Origin of the sequence: Rossellomorea sp. YZS02, assembly GCF_033963925.1 — a bacterium.
Taxonomy (GTDB): Bacteria; Bacillota; Bacilli; order Bacillales; family Bacillaceae_B; genus Rossellomorea.
In genome coordinates, this window is the sequence record NZ_JAXBLY010000001.1 from 250,439 (window position 1) to 268,390 (window position 17,952).

Here is a 17,952-nt window from a genome sequence, read left to right on the forward strand (position 1 = left end):
TACAATCACAATCATCCTAGACGTCCATAGACAGGAACTCCTGCGCTGATAATAAAAAAAGCAATGAGAATAATATCTCATTGCTTTATGAACATACAGCAGAACATACAAATAGGTTCATCGGCATTGTGAGATAGCTCTCCAAGATTGAATCATCTTGACAATCCTACATTTCTTAAACGCAGGACCAGCGGATATGATATGAGATCATAAACACTTCGGCGAATCTCCCCTTTCCAGGCATCTCACTGGAGCTCATACTCCTCTTTGCCTGTACTCTTGAAGTTCGCACCTCTATCACCACTTTTTAAAGTGATAATGTTATAAATTTTTGTTTATTATAGCATAGGGGAAAAATTGATTCAATGTTTAATTGAGTCAATTTTTCATTTTATTGTGTTTTTGTTAAGATGCTTTGGATGAGCATGCGGTGGTTGATTTCCGCTGCAGGTGCTCGCTTTCCGCGGGGCTGGCGGTGAGCCTCCTCGGCTGCGCCTGTGGGGTCTCACCTGTCCAGCGTTTCCCGCAGGAGTCGAGCACCTTCCGCTCCAATCAACTCTGCTTTTTCAATAGTTACTTCTAAACCAACCAATAACCCGTACTCTCATGTTATATAAACCTAATGATCAATATTTCCTATATCTAACACTTCCTACTTCAACTTCTCCACCAGTACCTTCGCAACGGCTTCAGGTATTCCGATCTCTATAAACTCCTCCACGGTTGCTTCTTTCATTTTCTTCATGGATCCGAAATGTTTAAGTAGCTGTTTCTTTCTTTTCGGGCCGATGCCGTCGATTTCGTCGAGGATGGATTGGAAGGCGCTTTTTCCTCTTAGTTGACGGTGGAAGGTGATGGCGAACCTATGAACTTCGTCCTGGATTCGTTGGAGAAGATAGAATTCCTGGCTCCGCTTTTCAAGGGGAACGATTTGTAACGGGTTCCCGTACAGCAGTTCCGATGTCTGATGCTTGTCATCTTTTGCGAGGCCGCCGATGGGGATATCGAGTCCCAATTCATTTTCGATGACGTCTCTCGCCGCTTCGATCTGTCCTTTTCCTCCATCGATGATGATAAGATCGGGTAAAGGAAGTCCGTCTTTCAATACCCTGGTATACCTTCTGCGCACAACTTCCCGCATGGAATCATAATCATCGGGACCTTTCACGGTTTTGATCTTATATTTACGATATTCTTTCTTTGCCGGTTTCCCGTCTAAAAAGACGATCATGGCAGAAACCGGATCCGAACCTTGGATATTGGAGTTATCAAAGGCTTCGATCCGGAATGGAGTGTAAATCCCCATATGCTCCCCAAGCCTTTCAATGGCTTTAATCGTCCGTTCTTCATCCCTTTCAATCAGGGCGAACTTCTCTCCCAGTGCCTGCTTCGCGTTTTTTTCGGCCAGCTTTACAAGTTCCTTTTTCTTTCCTCGTTTCGGCTGGGTCATCTTCACTTCCAGAAGATTTTCAGCGAGTTCGATATCGATTTCCTCGGGTAAGAAAATTTCCTTCGGCTTAAAATGATTGGACTTTGAATAGAACTGACCAAGGAACGTCAGGAATTCGTCCTCGGGCTCATTATAGAGAGGAAATAGTGAGACATCCCTCTCGATGAGCTTTCCTTGCCGGACGAAGAATACCTGCACACACATCCAGCCTTTATCAACGGAATATCCGAACACATCACGATCTGTGAAATCAGTCATCGTCATTTTTTGCTTTTCCATTGTGGCTTCAATGTGAAGGATCTGATCCCGGAATTCCTTTGCCCTTTCAAATTCCAGATTTTCTGATGCTTCATTCATCTTAACTGTCAGCTGATTCTTTATGTCTTTGTATCCCCCGTTCAAAAATCGGGCGATCTCATCAGTCATGTCACGGTACGTGTCTTTACTTACCTCTTTAATACAAGGGGCGAGACATTGGCCCATGTGATAGTAAAGGCAGGCCCGGTCAGGGAGGGTCGAGCATTTCCGTAAAGGATATAATCGGTCGAGAAGCTTTTTCGTTTCATTTGCGGCTCCGACATTGGGATAAGGTCCGAAATACTTTCCTTTCCCTCGCTGTACCTTCCTTGTGGTGATAAGCCTTGGGTGCCTTTCGTTCGTTAATTTGATGAACGGGTAGCTTTTATCGTCCTTTAGCATGACATTATATTTAGGGTCATATTTTTTGATTAAATTCATTTCAAGCACAAGGGCTTCAAGATCCGATGATGTCATGATGTATTCGAAGTCTTCGATTTCTCCTACCAGACGCTGGGTTTTCGCATCATGGGAACCGGTGAAATAAGAGCGGACACGGTTTTTCAATACTTTGGCTTTACCTACATAAATGATCGTCCCCTGCCTGTCCTTCATTAAATAACACCCCGGCTGATCAGGAAGCAGCGCTAATTTATTCGTGATATTCTGATTCATCATTCTTCCCCCTTCCTTGGTTTCTCCCATTTATACAGTGTAAGGTCATGATAAATCGGGTCGATGAGCTCACTTGAATGAAAATGCTTTTCTACTTTTATGAAGTCATCCACCGAAATCCCCTGGTGTTTAAAACCTTCCACCACTTTATCGGTCAGATAGATAGCCCGGTCAGGATAATATCCTGCATCGGTGGCAAACACCTCATAGGTTTGCACTTTTTTATGGATAAAAGGGACGTCAAGATATTCGAGTACCCTTGACTCTTCCCATGTATAAACAACAAGCGGCCGATCGGTTTCTTCCAAATAAGCGGCCATTTGATACACAACCGGAACTTCCGAAGTATGAGTATATAATAGCTTACCTGTATGGAAAACTTGAAGCAGAAGGAATAAGATCAGGAATAGAGAACCTTCCCTTGTCCTTTTTCTTGAAAACAGCATCACCGTAATGAAAAACCACGATATACCAATCAAAGGCAGTGCATGGCGCGGTTTCATCACGTTCTGGGCAAATAAAGCCCACAGAAAATAACTGCCTGCCAGAAGGACCAGTATGCTTATCATATGACGGTTCCCAAGCTTAATTCTCCTTAACAGAAAGAAACTTCCAACCAAAAGGAGTAGAAGGATAACCGATTCCCCTGATCCCCCTACCCATATCGTATTCACGAAGAGCAGTTTTACCATCCTGTCCAACAGGCTGAGATCCGAGGCACCGATTGCACCTCCCCATTCCTGAAAGTGACCGTTCGTAAAGGAAAGGGCCAATCGCAGGAAACTGTCAAAACCACCTTCTGACATGCTGATGCCTGAAACCCACAGGAGCTGAAAGAGAATCGTGATAAGAACATAAACAAATAGGTCCATGATTTTCAACAGCCCTGATTTCCATTTAGTATACAGCATCATCAGGATCCCGATTCCAAGAGCCAAGTAAGATAACCGTATTCCCAGAAGCAGGCTGAATAGAAACAGGGGGAGGATGATGTATCCATTATGCGATTTCTCATGAGCTAATACCAAACTCCATATATACCACCACATCATCCCGATTGCCGCTCCCTCAGACATGGGTTGATTCACCATCAGGACAGTAAAGCTGCTTGAATAAATGAACGCCGTCGCCATGACTGTATAGGAAGGGGTGACCAACCTTTTCACTAATAAAAAAAGAGGGATGACGGCACTACCGTACATGAAAATATTAAAGAAGCTCAGGGCTTGTACTGGATCTCTCACCAGCATATGAAATGCTTTGCCCCCCAGGATAAAATAAGGATATCCGGGAAAATGGGGCTGCATCTGGTACATATCAAAATGAATCACACCGAGGGCAAAATCCACCATATCCCATGTAGACGCGTATGCTGGCACCCAGATTACCTGAAGAATAAAAACCGATATGATGACCAATGCCCCGATGCCATTTGCCCAACTACTATATTTCCTAGTCTTCTCCCTCACCAACTTCACCCTCATACGTTTTAATACAAAAAGGACCAAACATACATTCCTTTATAGAGTGTACACCTTTCGAAAAAGGTGTTCAATCTTTAAGGCAATGATGTTTGGTCCTTACAAACATTTATTTAGCTTGGGGGCTTAAGTCCTTCACACCCGCTTGAACCTCTTCCTTTGCCTTTACCGTCTTAGGCTTAGTGGAGGTCAGGAAGTAGATGGCTACGAAATATCCGATATAGGCCATCACTTCTTCAATGGAAGGCATGGAAGAATATCCGAACAGTGCTTTAAGGAAAATCCCGACGTCACCCGATAGCAGCGGTGCAGTTCCCGTATCACGCAAGAAATGTGCATAGTCGATCGGATGCTCAGGAAGAATCCAGGTAAGGTCATAAAGATGTGGAATGACACTGCCGATCAATCCTATATCCTGCATCATGGAAATCGCCTGGACAAGAAGTCCGGCAGAAATCAGGATGATGAATGCACCTGTCACTTTAAAGAAGCTCTTCAATGAGATTCTCATCGTGCCTTTAAAGAATAAGTAAGCTACTACACTCCCGATGACAACACCGGTAATCGCTCCCCATCCCTGCATGGCAGCTCCAATATCGCCACCTGTAATGGCTGCGAAGAAGAAGACGGTCTCTACACCTTCACGCAGAACAACCAGGAAGGAATGGATCACCATGCCGACTATGTTTCCTGTCGAAATGAAATGATTCATTTTCCCTTCCATATTCCCCTTAAGGTCACGGCTGTGCTTTGCCATCCAGAAGACCATTTGTGTAAGAAGAACGGACGATACCAGCATAATGCCGATCTTTAAATACATCTCGCTTCCCATGGCGGCAAATCCGGTAAAGACGACCTGAAAGAGCATTGCTACTCCGACACTGGCCAAAATCGCCAATCCTGCTCCAAGCCAGACATACTTTGTAAAATGGCCATGGTTCGTTTTCTTCAGATAGGTGGTGATGATCCCGATGATCAATAAAGCCTCGAGGACTTCACGAAAGGTGATCAGCAAAGCTTGTAATTCCACGTTAGTTCCCCCTTACTAGCTATGACGGTTTATTAAACTTATTTACGTTTTCTGACTGCATAAATGATCGCAGCTGCAAGAATCCCTGCAATGATGATGATGGGCAGCCAGTTCTTCAGGTTGGAAATATCTGTCCACTCCTGTTTCTGACTCGCCTCTTCAGTGGCACTTTCAGCAAAATGCCCTACTTCAAGACTTTTGATGTTAAATTCTTTTTGAAGAGAATCCACTATGAACTGTTTACTTTGTTTATACGCTTCCTGATCGGATTCCTTGGTTCCGACACCGAACAACCCCGGATTCCCCAATGATTCCAACGCTTGATCGAACTGTGTACGAATTTTTTGATCCAACTCAGGATTTTCTCCTTCTACCTTGGGAGACAGCGTTTTATATGTAGCAAATCCTTTTGCGAGTAATCGCTTACTAGTATCATATTCAGAGAAGTTTTTATCAATGCTCTCAAGTCTTCTGGCAATATTGAGGACAAGGAGTTCATCTAAATTTTCGATGGCTTGTTCTTTTTCTTTCTCATCCAGGTTTTGAAGAATGACCTTGGAAGGTTTTTCACCCATATGCTGATCCACTTCTTCTTGAACCGTTTCATAAATCTTTTTGGACTCAGAATAGTTTGGAGGGTTTTCATCTAGCTTGATCATGATTTCTTTATACGCTTCTGCAATTTTTTCTTCGCTTGGGTCACCGTAAGAATAGGCGGCTGCCTGCGAAGATAGCATTATATTAAGTAGTAAACCTAAGAGTAAACTGGTAATGAATGTTTTTTTCATCTATAATTCCCTCCTGTTTTCAATGATAATGATTATCATTCGTATTGTCAATAAAAAATAAGTACTCTCACTACAAGGAGAGTACTTATTTTTCACGATATAGACAAACCTTATCCTACCTTATTTAGCGTATTGATTCATTCCTTCTTCAGAAGGGATGAAATGGGCCTGCTCTTCTACATACACTTTCCTTACAGGCTTCCGCATCTCTTTCAAAATCGCAGGTAGAACAGAAGACATATAAGATTTGAACTTTATGAAGGAGCGTCCCGTTGTCCGTACATGATACAAAATCGGGATTTCCTTCACCCTGAACCCCTTTCGTACAAGGTTCAAGGTCAGCACTTGAGCATAATTGTAATCATGGATGATTTCTGCATGTTCCATCGCCTGTTTAGAAAATGCACGCATTCCGGACTGACCGTCATATATCCACTTTCTGAGCAAAAGGGATTGCAGTGCTGTAAAACAGTAATTACCTAAACGGCGGTGAAGCTTCATCCCGTTAATGGTACCAAGGAACCTCGATCCCATTGTATAGTCGGCTTCTCCCTTGAAAAGCGGCTGTAATAGATCAGGAATCTGTTCGGGGGGATACTCTCCATCTGCATCTATCATGACACCGATATGGGCACCCAGTTCAACGGAAACTTTCAACCCTTCCCTCACGGCAGCGCCCAAACCGCGGTTATGATCGAATGTTACGATGTGATCAGCACCTGCCTCCTGTGCCAATTCAACCGTACGATCCGTTGAACCATCATTGATGACCAGCACCTCCACTTCAACGGAAGGATGAAAAGAACGGGGGACCCGCCTGATCACGGCCCCGATCGACTCTTCCTCATTATGGGCAGGCATGAAGACAATGACTTTCTGTTTATTCATGTTGCTTCCAACTCTCCTTTAACGCCTCGTTTAATACAGGTCCTCTGCTGTTCCCCGGAAAGGGAGCCCCTAATAAATGGGCGATGGTCGGTGCCATGGAAACAAGACTGTGTTTTTCCTGAATCTTCTCACCAGGTTTTACCCCTGGACCGACCATAAAGAAAGGAACGAACCTCTCGCCTTCATCAAGATGACCATGTCCACCGATTCCATCTGCCTGTCCGTGATCGGCGCATATCATGAGGGTCGTGTTTTCCATCTTCCCTTCAGCTTCCAGCCACTCCACGTATTCTTGTATTAAACGATCCGCTTCTTCAATCTTTTCAATGTATTCATTATATAGGACACCCCTACTATGCCCAATTTGATCGGTGCCGATTAATTGGACAATAAATAGATCAGGGTCTTCCTCTTCCATGATTTTTTTGGCTTTATTGATAATATTTCGATCTGCTTTATCTTTGTGCATCACGGCTGTGACCGTATCAACATCACTGCCGAACGAATCCACCAGGTGGGCGATTCCAAGCATCTTCCCTTTTTTCCCTACTTTCCGTAAAGAATCAAAGATACTTTCCACCTTGATGCCAAGCTTCCAGACCATATTTGATCTCATGCCATGTTCCTTAGGATATGTGCCAGTGAACATGGAAGAGAAGCAGACAACCGTTCTCGCAGGATACACCGTCTCCATATTTAAATACTCGGTTCCCTTCTCCATCAATCCATCAAGAAAAGGCGTATTCGCTTCATAGAAGCGTTCCTTCCTCATCCCGTCTATCACGATGACAACCACTTTATCATTGAGTGCTTCGCCTGGCTCTCCTGCTGTAAATGAATCATACTGCTTCGGCTTCCAGTCAAATAGAAAATGGTGAAGGATGAACGCCAATGCGAAAACCACACCACAGAAGATGAAATAATCATTCGTAGGAAGTAATTCCCCCGTTGACAAATTCGTCATCATTCCATCCCATACCGAGAGCAGGAGTAGGAATTTCGGCAGCTGTTCCTGGGCGTTCCCGCTCGTTGAATCACTGTTCTTCAGCACCAGTTTCCAAAACCGGGTGAAATTCAGCCAGTCCGTCCCGATCCGGAGGTGATAATAAAAGGTTCCCCAGAAAAAGACCGTAAAGAAGAAATAAAGGCCAATCCCAAGTCCCCACAATGCTAAATCCGGTGATTCAAAGAGAAGAAGATACCCTATGACAGGGATCCATAAATAGTTTCGTAAGAACAATGGAAAATCATAATAGAAATATAAAATAAATAGGGGAAGTGTAAACAGCAAGCTAATAAGGAACGAGAACCATTCACCTTGCAGCAATCCCTGAAAGTGAAAGATCGTCATAGTCCCTACGACAAAAATAGGGGTGAATGGCTTCCCTTCATTCAGCAGATTCCAGCATCTTGCCGCCGTTTTTTCAAATTTCGATGCGCTTTTCAATGTCATTCATCCTTTCATCCTGCCCCACTGTTTCACTTGCTTAATCGAAACAGGTGATACGGCGATTACGATTCCTCCAACTGCAAAAGAAAAAATAAATTTTAATCCATGGCTCAAAATAGCCATGGAAAGGCCTTTCCCTAAGGGGATACCAGCCGAGAGCAAAGTATAACTCATAACAGATTCATAGGTACCAAGTCCCCCTGGGGCAAATTGAAATAACTGACCAGTGATCGTCACACTGTTAACCCAAATCGCAGCTCCCATCGATAAAGGCTCAAGTATGATCATGGAAACCCCGTAAAGAATGGCTCCTTCCAATACCCAGCTTGAAAGGATAAGACCTGCCACCAAAAGCCCCCTGCCTCCTGACAGCGCATGTTTCAACATCCCGACATGTCTTGAAAGAATGTCTGGTGTAATGAATTGAAGGAGGACCCATGCGGCCACTATGAATACAATGACCAATCCGACTGTTAAAAAGCCAGGGAGCTTTAAAGCAAATGGGAAAAAGAAAAGCCCGCATCCTGCCAGCAGTAAAAGCAATAATGTGTCCATTACCCTTAAAACCACGACGGAATGAAAGGACCTTTCAACGCTAATATGCTTTTCTCGCTGATTCATCACCATGACCCGCAGCCCGTCCCCTACTTTCAAGGGTAACAAGTGATTAAACAGCAAACTGTAAAACAGTCCGATCAAACAACTAGATAATCGTACCTCATCATTCAAGTAGAGTTTCCATGCGATTCCCTTCAGGAAGAATGAAAAAAAATAGATTCCCAGCACGACTAACACGATGACGGGATGATGGAGAAGCTGCTGTAAGGTTTTCGTCATATATTCTTTGTCAAAATAGAATAATAGTAAGATGAAAAAGACAACAGTCAATAGGATCCGCACGCCGTTTTTTGCAAACCTATAGTACGATTTCTTCATGTTCTCTCATCCACTGAACCGTTCTTCTGATTCCTTCTTCAAAGGAAACCATGGGAGAATACCCGAGAACTTCATTCGCTTTCGAGAAGTCCGCACACGTAGACGTAACATCCCCAAGTCTCCTATCTGTCACATTCAGATTAAGCGAGGGAAAATGGCGTTTCAATTCAGATATCAATCTGTCCATGGAAATAGGAGATCCGTTTCCCAGATTGAACGTACCTGACTCATCACTTCCGATCGCCTTATATGTACCATCTACGATATCATCTATGTACGTATAATCCCGTGTGTTCTCCAAACCGAATATGGGAAGTTCCTGACCATTCATAAGCTTCTTGATAAAAGAATAAATGGCCATATCAGGTCTTCCCCAAGGACCGTAAACAGTAAAGAAACGGAGGATTGTCAACTCCATCCCATAAATGGACGCATACGCTTTACAAAACGATTCGGCGCTATACTTTGCCGCAGCATACGGCGACACTACCGACCCCGTAGCATCCTCTTCCCGTGAAGGTTTATGGTTCGTATTTCCATATACAGAGGAGGAAGATGCGAAAACAAACTTACTGACACCGCTCTCTCCGGCCATCCGGAGCGTGTTGATTGTCGCTTTAATATCATAATCGACGTATTCATGAGGAGCACTCAAGGAGTGTGATACTCCCGGGATTGCGGCCAGATGGACGACACAGTCACCTTTAAATTCGTGAAACACCTCTTGGAGATCTTCCTCATCCAGCAGCAAGTCTTTTTGAGCAAATCTGAATGAACCGATTTCCCTCACGAAGGATAACTGCCGTTTCTTTCTTTCAGGAGAATAATAGGGGTGGAAGCTGTCTATGATCAACAGATCATGCTTCTCTTCAATGAGCTTTCTTGATAAATGGCAACCGATGAACCCGGCACCACCTGTAACAATAATCTTCAATATCTTACACCTCGTACCATACCGATTTAATCCTTCTATATTGTACCCTACCTAAGAGAGAAAGTGAAAAAGGGTTGACCCCATTGTGCTCTGAAACTCCATCTATGATGAAAGAAGGACTTCACACAATTATAAAGGGTCAACCCAAATGACTATTTATTCGCTTTCGCCATCACATCGTTCAACATTTTTTCAAGGTCTTTCCTTAAGCCTTCTGCTTTTTCTTTATCTTGTGACTTAACAGCTTCTAAGTAGCTTTGAGCATTGGTCGATAAGGACTCATATGATTCTTCACCCATCAGACTCTTAATATCAGAAGAGATCAAATCAATAAACAAAGCACCTTCCAATGCCGTGATCGCAGATTTATCTTCTCCCCAGTACTCTTCGCTCTCTTCATACTCATGTAAAGCAATTTTAGAGAATCCGCGAACGAAAGCATGATTCACTGCTTCAGGGTCGATGGACGTCACGTCCGTTTGTAAATCAAATTGGTTGTTGATCATTTCTGCTTCTTCAGGAGCGTTGCCTGATAGATAACTAGCAAGAGATTGATAGAATGCCCATCCTTCTGCTTGTTCCGCTTTGGCCGCTTCAGCATCTTCCTTCGCTTCCATAGAGGCTTTCATGGCATAACCGTTCGGAAGTGCCCCGGAAGCTAGATAAAACGTCTTCATGAGTGTCTTATCAACCACTTGTTTTCCAAGTTGGAAGCCGAGTTCATCATCCTCTTCAACCGCCTTCTCCATTTCGGAGAATCCACCATTAATGGCGTCAATCATCTTTGTTCCATATGCCTGATCCCGCTTTTCGACAGTTGGTTCAAGAATTTCATAGAATTCCTTCGCTTCTTCTATTTCTTCATTCACTTCTTCTGTATTGCCCCAGTTCTCGGCTACTTCTGTGAATTCATGTTTCATGGTTGTATAAAATACTTTTTGCATTAATTTATCAAATAATTGTGCTACGACCACTTGATCAAGGGAACCATCCTTCCCTGCTTCAAGAGCAGTGGAAATATGTTCATCCACCGTATCTTCAAATTCCTGATCACGTTTTTGCACAAGTTCCTGCAGATCTGATTCATAGATCGAAGTCACTTTATCAAAGTCAACCTCTTTGTCTTCCTTTGCTTTGGAAAGCTCTGCCTTTGCTTCCTCAAATGAAGCAGAGAAATCAACATTTGCCTCTTCTGATTCATCTTCCTTTTCTACTTGTTTCGACTCATCTGATGCAGCTGTTTTTTCATCGCTGTTTTTATCATCTGTTCCACACCCTGCAAGGACAGAACCCGTTAATAAAAATGCGGCAAAAATCTTCGTTAAATCTCTCTTTCTCATATGTATAAACCCCCGACTGATTAAATGATAATGATTTTCAATTCCATTTAAATTATAGCGAGAATGATTCTCACAGTCAACGTATTTTGAAAATTAATTTTGTTGTGGGGAATTTATGAGTGGTGGCAGCATTTTTAGGTTTGTTGGGGGACTTTCCTCTAGCCTTCATTACAAAAAACCAGTTACATCAACATAAAAAAAACGGAGCTGAACTTCAGCCCCGATATTTCTGAGTAATCTCTTATACGTGTTTGTTTAATAATTCAGCAAGTGCTTCCTTAGGTTGGAAACCGATCACTTTGTCTACCACTTCGCCGTCTTTAAGGACAACTAAAGTCGGGATACTCATAACTCCGTATTTCCCTGCTGTTTCCTGGTTTTCATCAACGTCGATTTTGACGATTTTCACTTTGTCGCCCATTTCGCTATCAAGCTCTTCAAGAACTGGAGCGATCATTTTACAAGGTCCACACCAAGGTGCCCAGAAATCTGCAAGTACCAGTCCAGAGTTTGTGTCAGTTGTGAATGATTGATCAGTAGCATGTGTAATAGCCATATATATGCGCCTCCTAAAATCTTTGAATGTAACGTAAGTATATCACCGTTTTTTTGGGGATGCTATCTTTCTGCTCGTAGGTAATATTCCCTTTGGAAAACGGAATATACCTTGAGAGAAAAAATAAGGCGCAGCCCGTGATTCAGCTACGTCCTCATTTGTTTTCATATTATGCTCTTACCCTGTATCCGTTCCTTCCAAACATGAACGGATTAAGAAGAAGATACTTTTAATTTTTTAAACTCTTCCGTTAACATTGGTACTACTTCAAACAGGTCTCCAACGATACCATAATCAGCAACGTTGAAAATATTCGCTTCTGGATCTTTGTTAATCGCAACGATGACCTTAGAGTTGGACATACCGGCTAAATGCTGGATGGCTCCGGAAATACCGCAAGCAATATATAGATCAGGCGTTACGACTTTCCCTGTTTGACCAATCTGCAGGGAGTAGTCACAATAGTCTGCATCACACGCTCCACGGGATGCTCCTACTGCCCCACCAAGTACATCGGCAAGTTCTTTAAGAGGGTTGAATCCATCTTCACTCTTCACTCCACGTCCACCGGCAATGATGACCTTTGCTTCGGAAAGATCAACACCTTCGCTTGCTTTGCGTACAACTTCTTTAATGATCGTGCGTAAATCTTTTATATCAACGGAAAGGGATGTAACCTCACCACTACGTGACTCATCTTTCGCCAATGGCTCAATGTTATTTGGACGAATGGTCGCAAAGATCACTCCGTCTGTCACGATTTTCTTTTCAAATGCTTTCCCTGAATAAATCGGTCTTGTGAAGACGAGGTTACCGCCAGCTTCCTCAAGATCTGTTGCATCTGAAATCAATCCTGTGCTTAGTTTACTTGCCACTTTAGGGGACAGGTCTTTTCCAAGTGCCGTATGACCGAAAATGATGCCTTCAGGCTCCTCTTCCTCAATGACTGAAAGAATCGCTTGTGAATAACCGTCTGACGTGTACTGATCCAACTTATCGTTTTCCACAACCACTACTTTATCCGCGCCATATTGAATCATCTCTTCTCCTAAAGCGCTTACACTTTTGCCGATAAGGACACCGACGACTTCTCCGCCTTCAGATACTGTTTTACCTGCCGCAATCGCTTCAAAGGAAACATTACGTAATGATCCGTCTCGAACTTCTCCAAGTACTAATACTTTTCTCGCCATGTTAAATTACCCCCTGAATGTTAGTTATTACTGTGACTCCCGCTTATATAACTTTCGCTTCGTTGCGAAGAAGTGAAACAAGCTCCGATACTTGAGCATCCAATTCGCCTTCTAATACTTTACCTGCTTCCTTCTTCGGTGGAAGGTAGATTTCAATTGTCTTGGTCTTCGCTTCTACTTCATCTTCGTCTAAATCGATATCATCCAATTCCACTTCATCCAAAGGCTTTTTCTTTGCCTTCATGATTCCTGGAAGGGATGGGTAACGCGGTTCGTTCAACCCCTGTTGAGCTGTCACTAACAGTGGAAGAGATGTTTCAATGACTTCTGAGTCCCCTTCTACGTCACGAGTGACCGTTACCGTTTCACCATCGATTTCCAATTTTGTGATGGTTGTTACATAAGGAATATCAAGCTGTTCTGCCACACGTGGTCCAACTTGTCCAGATCCACCGTCAATAGCAACATTACCTGCAAGGATCAAATCAACTTCCTGTTCTTTTAAATAGTGAGCAAGAATTTTGGCTGTTGTGAATTGATCTCCATGATCAAGATCATCTTCTGTATTGATAAGGACTGCTTTGTCAGCACCCATTGCTAAAGCCGTTCTCAATTGCTTTTCGCTTTCTTCTCCGCCGACTGTCACGACTGTTACTTCTCCGCCTTGTGCATCACGGACTTGAATGGCTTCTTCGACTGCATATTCATCGTAAGGATTTATGATAAATTCAGCTCCGTCTTCGGCAATTTGACCGTTTTGGATCGAAATTTTCTCCTCAGTATCAAACGTTCTTTTCAAAAGTACATAGATGTTCATTCGTAAGTCCCTCCTAATAATGTAAACATTCTTTCCCTTAAAAAGATTTCGACAATTTAACCCCTTTGAATGGGCAGCATTGACATGCAATACTGCCCCTCACTAAGAGTTTACTATATTACTAGAATGTATTCTAGCCTTTAAAGTGTGGTTCTCTCTTTTCAACGAACGCTGAAATACCCTCTTTGGCATCAGCGGACACAAATACTTCACCAAAAAGATCCGATTCTTTCTTTACGCCTTCATAGAAACGGTCATCTTTCGTATAACTTAACAAATCGATCGCAGCCTTCATGGCACCTGGGCTCTTCTTCGCAATCTTTTCCGCCATTTCCTTTGCTTTATCAAAAAGCTGGTCTTCTGGATAGGCCTTATTGGCGAGTCCCCACTGAACGGCTTCTGTTCCGCTGATCGGCTCACTCGTCAACAGCATTTCAGCTGCTTTTGCTCTGCCAACAAGCTTCGGAAGGCGCTGAGATCCTGCGAATCCAGGAACAAGTCCAAGTTGCAGTTCCGGTAATCCGAGTTTGGCATTCTCACTGACCAACCGGATGTGACAGCCCATTGCGAGTTCCAATCCACCACCCAAAGCAGCTCCATGAATCGCTGCAATGATCGGTTTCGGGAAGTTCTCCATCCGTTCGAACACGTCCTGCCCCCTTTTCGCGAGCTTAGAGAATTCCTCCCCACTTTCGATGGTCGTGAATTCCTTAATATCAGCACCTGCCGAGAAGAAACGTCCTTCACCTTTCAGCAAGATGACCCTGACATCCTTATTTGTTTCAAGCTCATCTAGAACCAAATCAATCTCCCTGATGAGTCCACTTGCGAGTGCATTAGCTGGAGGTCTTTGAATCAGGACCGTTGCTACTTGTCCTTCTAAGACCCATGATAAACTTTCCATCTCTCATCCCCCTAAACTAAGTTAGTTCCTGCCGCCACATCCATGAAGTAGTAGTTTGTGTATAGCAGGGACTTGAGCTACCAAATCATATTTCTGATCATTCATCACCCATGTTGTCGCCATTTCATCCAATGTTCCAAAGATCATTTGGCGGGCGAGGCGGACATCCAGGTCACTTGAGAACTCTCCTGATTCAATACCACTGATCAGGATTTTATCGACTAATTCCAGATATCCCTTTAATACATCATTGATTTTTAAACGGATATCTTTATTGGATTGTCTGAGTTCCAATTGTGTAACGATGGCCAGATGATGATCATCCGACAGAATCCTACAATGATTTTCAATCATCACTAATAATTTCTCTGAAACTGTCTGTTTTCCTGCTACAACTTCCTCAATTTTTTCGACAAAGAGAACCATTTTTTCTTTGAACAAAGAAATCAGGATATCTTCTTTGTTTTTAAAATAAAGATAGATGGTACCATCTGCGACACCTGCCTGCTTTGCAATCTTTGAGACCTGGGCCTGATGGTAGCCATTTTCAGCTATAACAATAACAGCTGCATCGATAATTTGCATGTATTTAGGTTTATTTCGTTTCATAAGTTCTGACCTGCCTTAACAAAATATGAATGACCATTCATTCATATTTTTATAATAAAAGGTTTCTCCATGATTGTCAAGAATAGATCCTTGTCCCATTCGAATCCAAAAAGAGAAAGCTCAATGAAACTCATCTTAGCTTGTTTTTTGTTCGTTTTCTATTTTTTGGCGCTCCTCTTCCACAAGGGATCTCCGTAGGATCTTTCCGACAGCGGTTTTAGGCAGTTCCTTCCTGAATTCATATATCCTCGGCACTTTATAGGCAGCCAAGTATTTACGGGAGTACTCATTGAGCTCCTCTTCTGTCAGGGATTCTCCTTCTTTCAAAACAACATATGCCTTGACGGTCTCTCCTCTATATGGGTCAGGGACGCCTGCTGCAACAACTTCCTGAATGGCAGGGTGCTCGTAAAGGACTTCTTCAATTTCCCGGGGATAGATATTAAAGCCGCCGGCAATGATCATATCTTTCTTACGATCCACTACGTAAAAATAGCCCTTTTCATCCATATACCCGATATCTCCCGTCAGGAGCCATCCGTCCTTTAACGTTTGCTCGGTTTCCTCAGGACGGTTCCAATATCCTTTCATCACCTGCGGACCTTTGACGACGATCTCACCCATTTCATTTGGAGGGAGTGGTTCTCCCGTTTCCATCGAGAACACGGCACTGTCCGTACCAGGCCATGGTACACCGATGCTTCCCTTTATTCTCGCTTTATCCCAAAGGAAATTGGAATGAGTGACGGGGGATGATTCGGTTAAGCCATATCCTTCAACAAGCTTCCCGCCCGTGACCTCCTCGAATTGTTGCTGCACTTCCACCGGTAATGGTGCACTGCCGCTGAGACATGAATCAATGGAGGACAGATCATATTTCTTTAATTCCGGGTGATTCAAGAGTCCGATATAGATCGTCGGGGCACCTGGAAAAAGTGTCGGCTTCTGCTTCTGTATTGTTTTCAACGTCGTTTCAGCATCGAATTTAGGGAGCAGGATCATCTGGTATCCCTGCATGACAGAGAGAATCAGCACGGCAGTCATTCCATACACATGAAAGAATGGAAGGATCCCGAGCATCTTTTCTTCCCCTTTTTTACACTTATACAGCCAGGCATCACACATGGAGGCGTTCGCGACCAGATTCTTATGGGTGAGCATGACGCCCTTAGGGAAACCTGTAGTGCCCCCTGTGTACTGAAGCAGGGCGAGATCATTTTCAAAGTCGAACTCTTCCCGGGGTATAACTTCACCCTTCTCTCTTTTCATGATTTCAGTGAATAAATGGTTCTGACCTGCATGGTCCACTTTCACGACGATACCATATTGTTTCTTCTGGATATATGGGTAAATGAGATTCTTGGGAAAAGGAAGATAATCTTTGATAGCGGTTACAATGATGTGCTCAAGATCGGTGTTTTTCATTACTTTCGATACCCTCGGATAAAGGATGTCTAATGTCAGGATTACCTTGGCACCGGAGTCCTTCATTTGATATTCGATTTCTCTTTCCATATATAGCGGATTGGTTTGTACCACCACTCCTCCTGCATATAGGATGCCGTAGTAGGCGATGACTGATTGAGGGGTATTCGGAAGCATGATCGCCACCCGATCGCCCTTATTGATCCCAAGTGTCTTAAGATAGCCGGCAAATGTAAGAGCCGATTCATACAGTTCTTTGTATCCTATTTCTTTTCCCATGAAATGAATCGCTGTCCTTTCCCCATAAATAGAAGCGGCATCGGTCAAATAAGACTGTAAAGGTTTTTCGACAAGGTTAAGCTCCTTTGGTATTTCAGCCGGATATTCAGCAAGCCATGGTTTGTTCATCGTAATCCCTCCTTCATAATTTTTAGAAAATTTCTTCTATTCATTATTATAATATAAGGGGACTTCAGTTACAATTTGAAAAAAATGACGACCCGACTTTCTTACTATCCTTGAAGCTTGCCCTTCGTGAAAGATCATTTTTATTAAAGAAAAAAGACTGCCTATTCAACCATATGACAGTCTGTTTGTACACTATTATTATTTTGGTATGATGTTTATCCCTTTTTTGAGTCCTTTGGTCTGATCATGTGAAGAAGAGCATGTAGATGATCCCGACCACGATGAATACCCCGCACAGGGTAAGCAGAACCTTTGCCAATGTTTCCATATTCCCTCTCCTTACGATATACCGGCTCCTATGACATAGGATAATCCGACTGAGATGACCAGCGAAATGAAGCCAACCGCCCGGTTATCATTTTCAATTTCTTCATCGATCCTGAATTTGGGTGTCAGAAATTCATAAATAAAATACCCGATCAACAATAAGATGAAGCCGAAAACGCCCCATCCTATTGTGGTAAGAATGGTATCATTGTGGCTGATCGAGTGCCTGAAAATATTGGCGATCCCGAAAATCTTACCGCCTGTCGCCATTGCCACAGCCAAATTTCCTTTTTTAATTTCTTCCCAGTTCCGATACTTGGTCACCAGTTCAAAAATCGCTAAGAACAATACCAGGCAAAGGATGACGACACTGTAGTTCCCCGCCGTTTGAACAAATTCATTTTCCCAGAAATTCTCCATTGAAAAGCTCCCTTTAATCCTTTT

Annotated in this window: 16 protein-coding genes and 1 riboswitch; all 16 genes read right to left on the reverse strand. The window is 43.2% G+C overall.

Annotated features, from left to right (window positions below):
* Window positions 1-126: 126 nt before the first annotated feature.
* A riboswitch (Lysine riboswitch) is annotated at window positions 127-305 on the reverse strand.
* Window positions 306-652: 347 nt separating this feature from the next.
* Entirely contained in the window at window positions 653-2,422 is a 1,770-nt protein-coding gene (uvrC, locus tag SLH55_RS01245; protein WP_320322334.1) for an excinuclease ABC subunit UvrC, read from the reverse strand.
* A complete protein-coding gene (locus tag SLH55_RS01250) occupies window positions 2,422-3,891 on the reverse strand; it encodes a hypothetical protein (RefSeq protein WP_320322335.1) in 1,470 nt (489 codons plus the stop codon). The genes uvrC and SLH55_RS01250 overlap by 1 nt, the downstream gene beginning before the upstream one ends.
* Before the next feature lie 121 nt (window positions 3,892-4,012).
* Window positions 4,013-4,933, reverse strand: a complete 921-nt coding sequence (locus SLH55_RS01255; RefSeq protein WP_219166774.1) for an FTR1 family iron permease — start codon at window positions 4,931-4,933, stop codon at window positions 4,013-4,015.
* 38 nt (window positions 4,934-4,971) lie between these two features.
* Entirely contained in the window at window positions 4,972-5,721 is a 750-nt protein-coding gene (locus SLH55_RS01260) for an imelysin family protein (protein ID WP_219166773.1), read from the reverse strand.
* Window positions 5,722-5,841: 120 nt separating this feature from the next.
* Entirely contained in the window at window positions 5,842-6,609 is a 768-nt protein-coding gene (locus SLH55_RS01265) for a glycosyltransferase family 2 protein (RefSeq protein ID WP_320322336.1), read from the reverse strand.
* Window positions 6,602-8,056 (reverse strand): alkaline phosphatase family protein, encoded by a 1,455-nt coding sequence (locus SLH55_RS01270; RefSeq protein ID WP_219166919.1) that lies wholly within the window; start codon window positions 8,054-8,056, stop codon window positions 6,602-6,604. The genes SLH55_RS01265 and SLH55_RS01270 overlap by 8 nt, the downstream gene beginning before the upstream one ends.
* 6 nt (window positions 8,057-8,062) lie before the next feature.
* Window positions 8,063-8,995: a lysylphosphatidylglycerol synthase transmembrane domain-containing protein gene (locus SLH55_RS01275; protein WP_219166771.1), complete on the reverse strand. Its 933-nt coding sequence runs from the start codon at window positions 8,993-8,995 to the stop codon at window positions 8,063-8,065.
* A complete protein-coding gene (locus tag SLH55_RS01280; RefSeq protein ID WP_219166770.1) occupies window positions 8,976-9,929 on the reverse strand; it encodes an NAD-dependent epimerase/dehydratase family protein in 954 nt (317 codons plus the stop codon). Before SLH55_RS01280 ends, SLH55_RS01275 begins: the two co-directional genes overlap by 20 nt.
* Before the next feature lie 152 nt (window positions 9,930-10,081).
* Window positions 10,082-11,269 carry a hypothetical protein gene (locus SLH55_RS01285; protein WP_219166769.1) on the reverse strand — a complete coding sequence of 396 codons (1,188 nt, stop codon included), beginning with the start codon at window positions 11,267-11,269 and terminating at the stop codon, window positions 10,082-10,084.
* 241 nt (window positions 11,270-11,510) lie between these two features.
* Window positions 11,511-11,825: a thioredoxin gene (gene trxA / locus SLH55_RS01290; protein ID WP_219166768.1), complete on the reverse strand. Its 315-nt coding sequence runs from the start codon at window positions 11,823-11,825 to the stop codon at window positions 11,511-11,513.
* Window positions 11,826-12,037: 212 nt separating this feature from the next.
* Window positions 12,038-13,018, reverse strand: coding sequence for an electron transfer flavoprotein subunit alpha/FixB family protein (locus tag SLH55_RS01295; protein WP_219166767.1), 981 nt, complete (start codon window positions 13,016-13,018; stop codon window positions 12,038-12,040).
* A gap of 43 nt (window positions 13,019-13,061) precedes the next feature.
* A complete protein-coding gene (locus SLH55_RS01300) occupies window positions 13,062-13,835 on the reverse strand; it encodes an electron transfer flavoprotein subunit beta/FixA family protein (protein WP_219166766.1) in 774 nt (257 codons plus the stop codon).
* A 133-nt stretch (window positions 13,836-13,968) separates the two neighbouring features.
* Window positions 13,969-14,739 carry an enoyl-CoA hydratase gene (locus SLH55_RS01305; protein WP_219166765.1) on the reverse strand — a complete coding sequence of 257 codons (771 nt, stop codon included), beginning with the start codon at window positions 14,737-14,739 and terminating at the stop codon, window positions 13,969-13,971.
* A gap of 21 nt (window positions 14,740-14,760) precedes the next feature.
* The gene (locus SLH55_RS01310; protein WP_219166764.1) at window positions 14,761-15,348 is read right to left on the reverse strand and encodes a TetR/AcrR family transcriptional regulator; all 588 of its coding nucleotides are present in this window, start codon (window positions 15,346-15,348) and stop codon (window positions 14,761-14,763) included.
* 135 nt (window positions 15,349-15,483) lie between these two features.
* A complete protein-coding gene (locus SLH55_RS01315; protein ID WP_413787074.1) occupies window positions 15,484-17,181 on the reverse strand; it encodes an AMP-binding protein in 1,698 nt (565 codons plus the stop codon).
* Between the two features lie 339 nt (window positions 17,182-17,520).
* The gene (locus tag SLH55_RS01320; protein WP_098354631.1) at window positions 17,521-17,928 is read right to left on the reverse strand and encodes a DUF350 domain-containing protein; all 408 of its coding nucleotides are present in this window, start codon (window positions 17,926-17,928) and stop codon (window positions 17,521-17,523) included.
* Window positions 17,929-17,952: the final 24 nt, after the last annotated feature.

Coding starts and splice junctions, on each gene's coding strand:
- SLH55_RS01275 (WP_219166771.1), bottom strand. CDS start 8,995: ATGAAGAAATCGTACTATAGGTTTGCAAAAAACGGCGTGCGGATCCTA.
- trxA (WP_219166768.1), bottom strand. CDS start 11,825: ATGGCTATTACACATGCTACTGATCAATCATTCACAACTGACACAAAC.
- SLH55_RS01260 (WP_219166773.1), bottom strand. CDS start 5,721: ATGAAAAAAACATTCATTACCAGTTTACTCTTAGGTTTACTACTTAAT.
- uvrC (WP_320322334.1), bottom strand. CDS start 2,422: ATGAATCAGAATATCACGAATAAATTAGCGCTGCTTCCTGATCAGCCG.
- SLH55_RS01315 (WP_413787074.1), bottom strand. CDS start 17,181: ATGAACAAACCATGGCTTGCTGAATATCCGGCTGAAATACCAAAGGAG.
- SLH55_RS01295 (WP_219166767.1), bottom strand. CDS start 13,018: ATGGCGAGAAAAGTATTAGTACTTGGAGAAGTTCGAGACGGATCATTA.
- SLH55_RS01305 (WP_219166765.1), bottom strand. CDS start 14,739: ATGGAAAGTTTATCATGGGTCTTAGAAGGACAAGTAGCAACGGTCCTG.
- SLH55_RS01285 (WP_219166769.1), bottom strand. CDS start 11,269: ATGAGAAAGAGAGATTTAACGAAGATTTTTGCCGCATTTTTATTAACG.
- SLH55_RS01320 (WP_098354631.1), bottom strand. CDS start 17,928: ATGGAGAATTTCTGGGAAAATGAATTTGTTCAAACGGCGGGGAACTAC.
- SLH55_RS01300 (WP_219166766.1), bottom strand. CDS start 13,835: ATGAACATCTATGTACTTTTGAAAAGAACGTTTGATACTGAGGAGAAA.
- SLH55_RS01265 (WP_320322336.1), bottom strand. CDS start 6,609: ATGAATAAACAGAAAGTCATTGTCTTCATGCCTGCCCATAATGAGGAA.
- SLH55_RS01310 (WP_219166764.1), bottom strand. CDS start 15,348: ATGAAACGAAATAAACCTAAATACATGCAAATTATCGATGCAGCTGTT.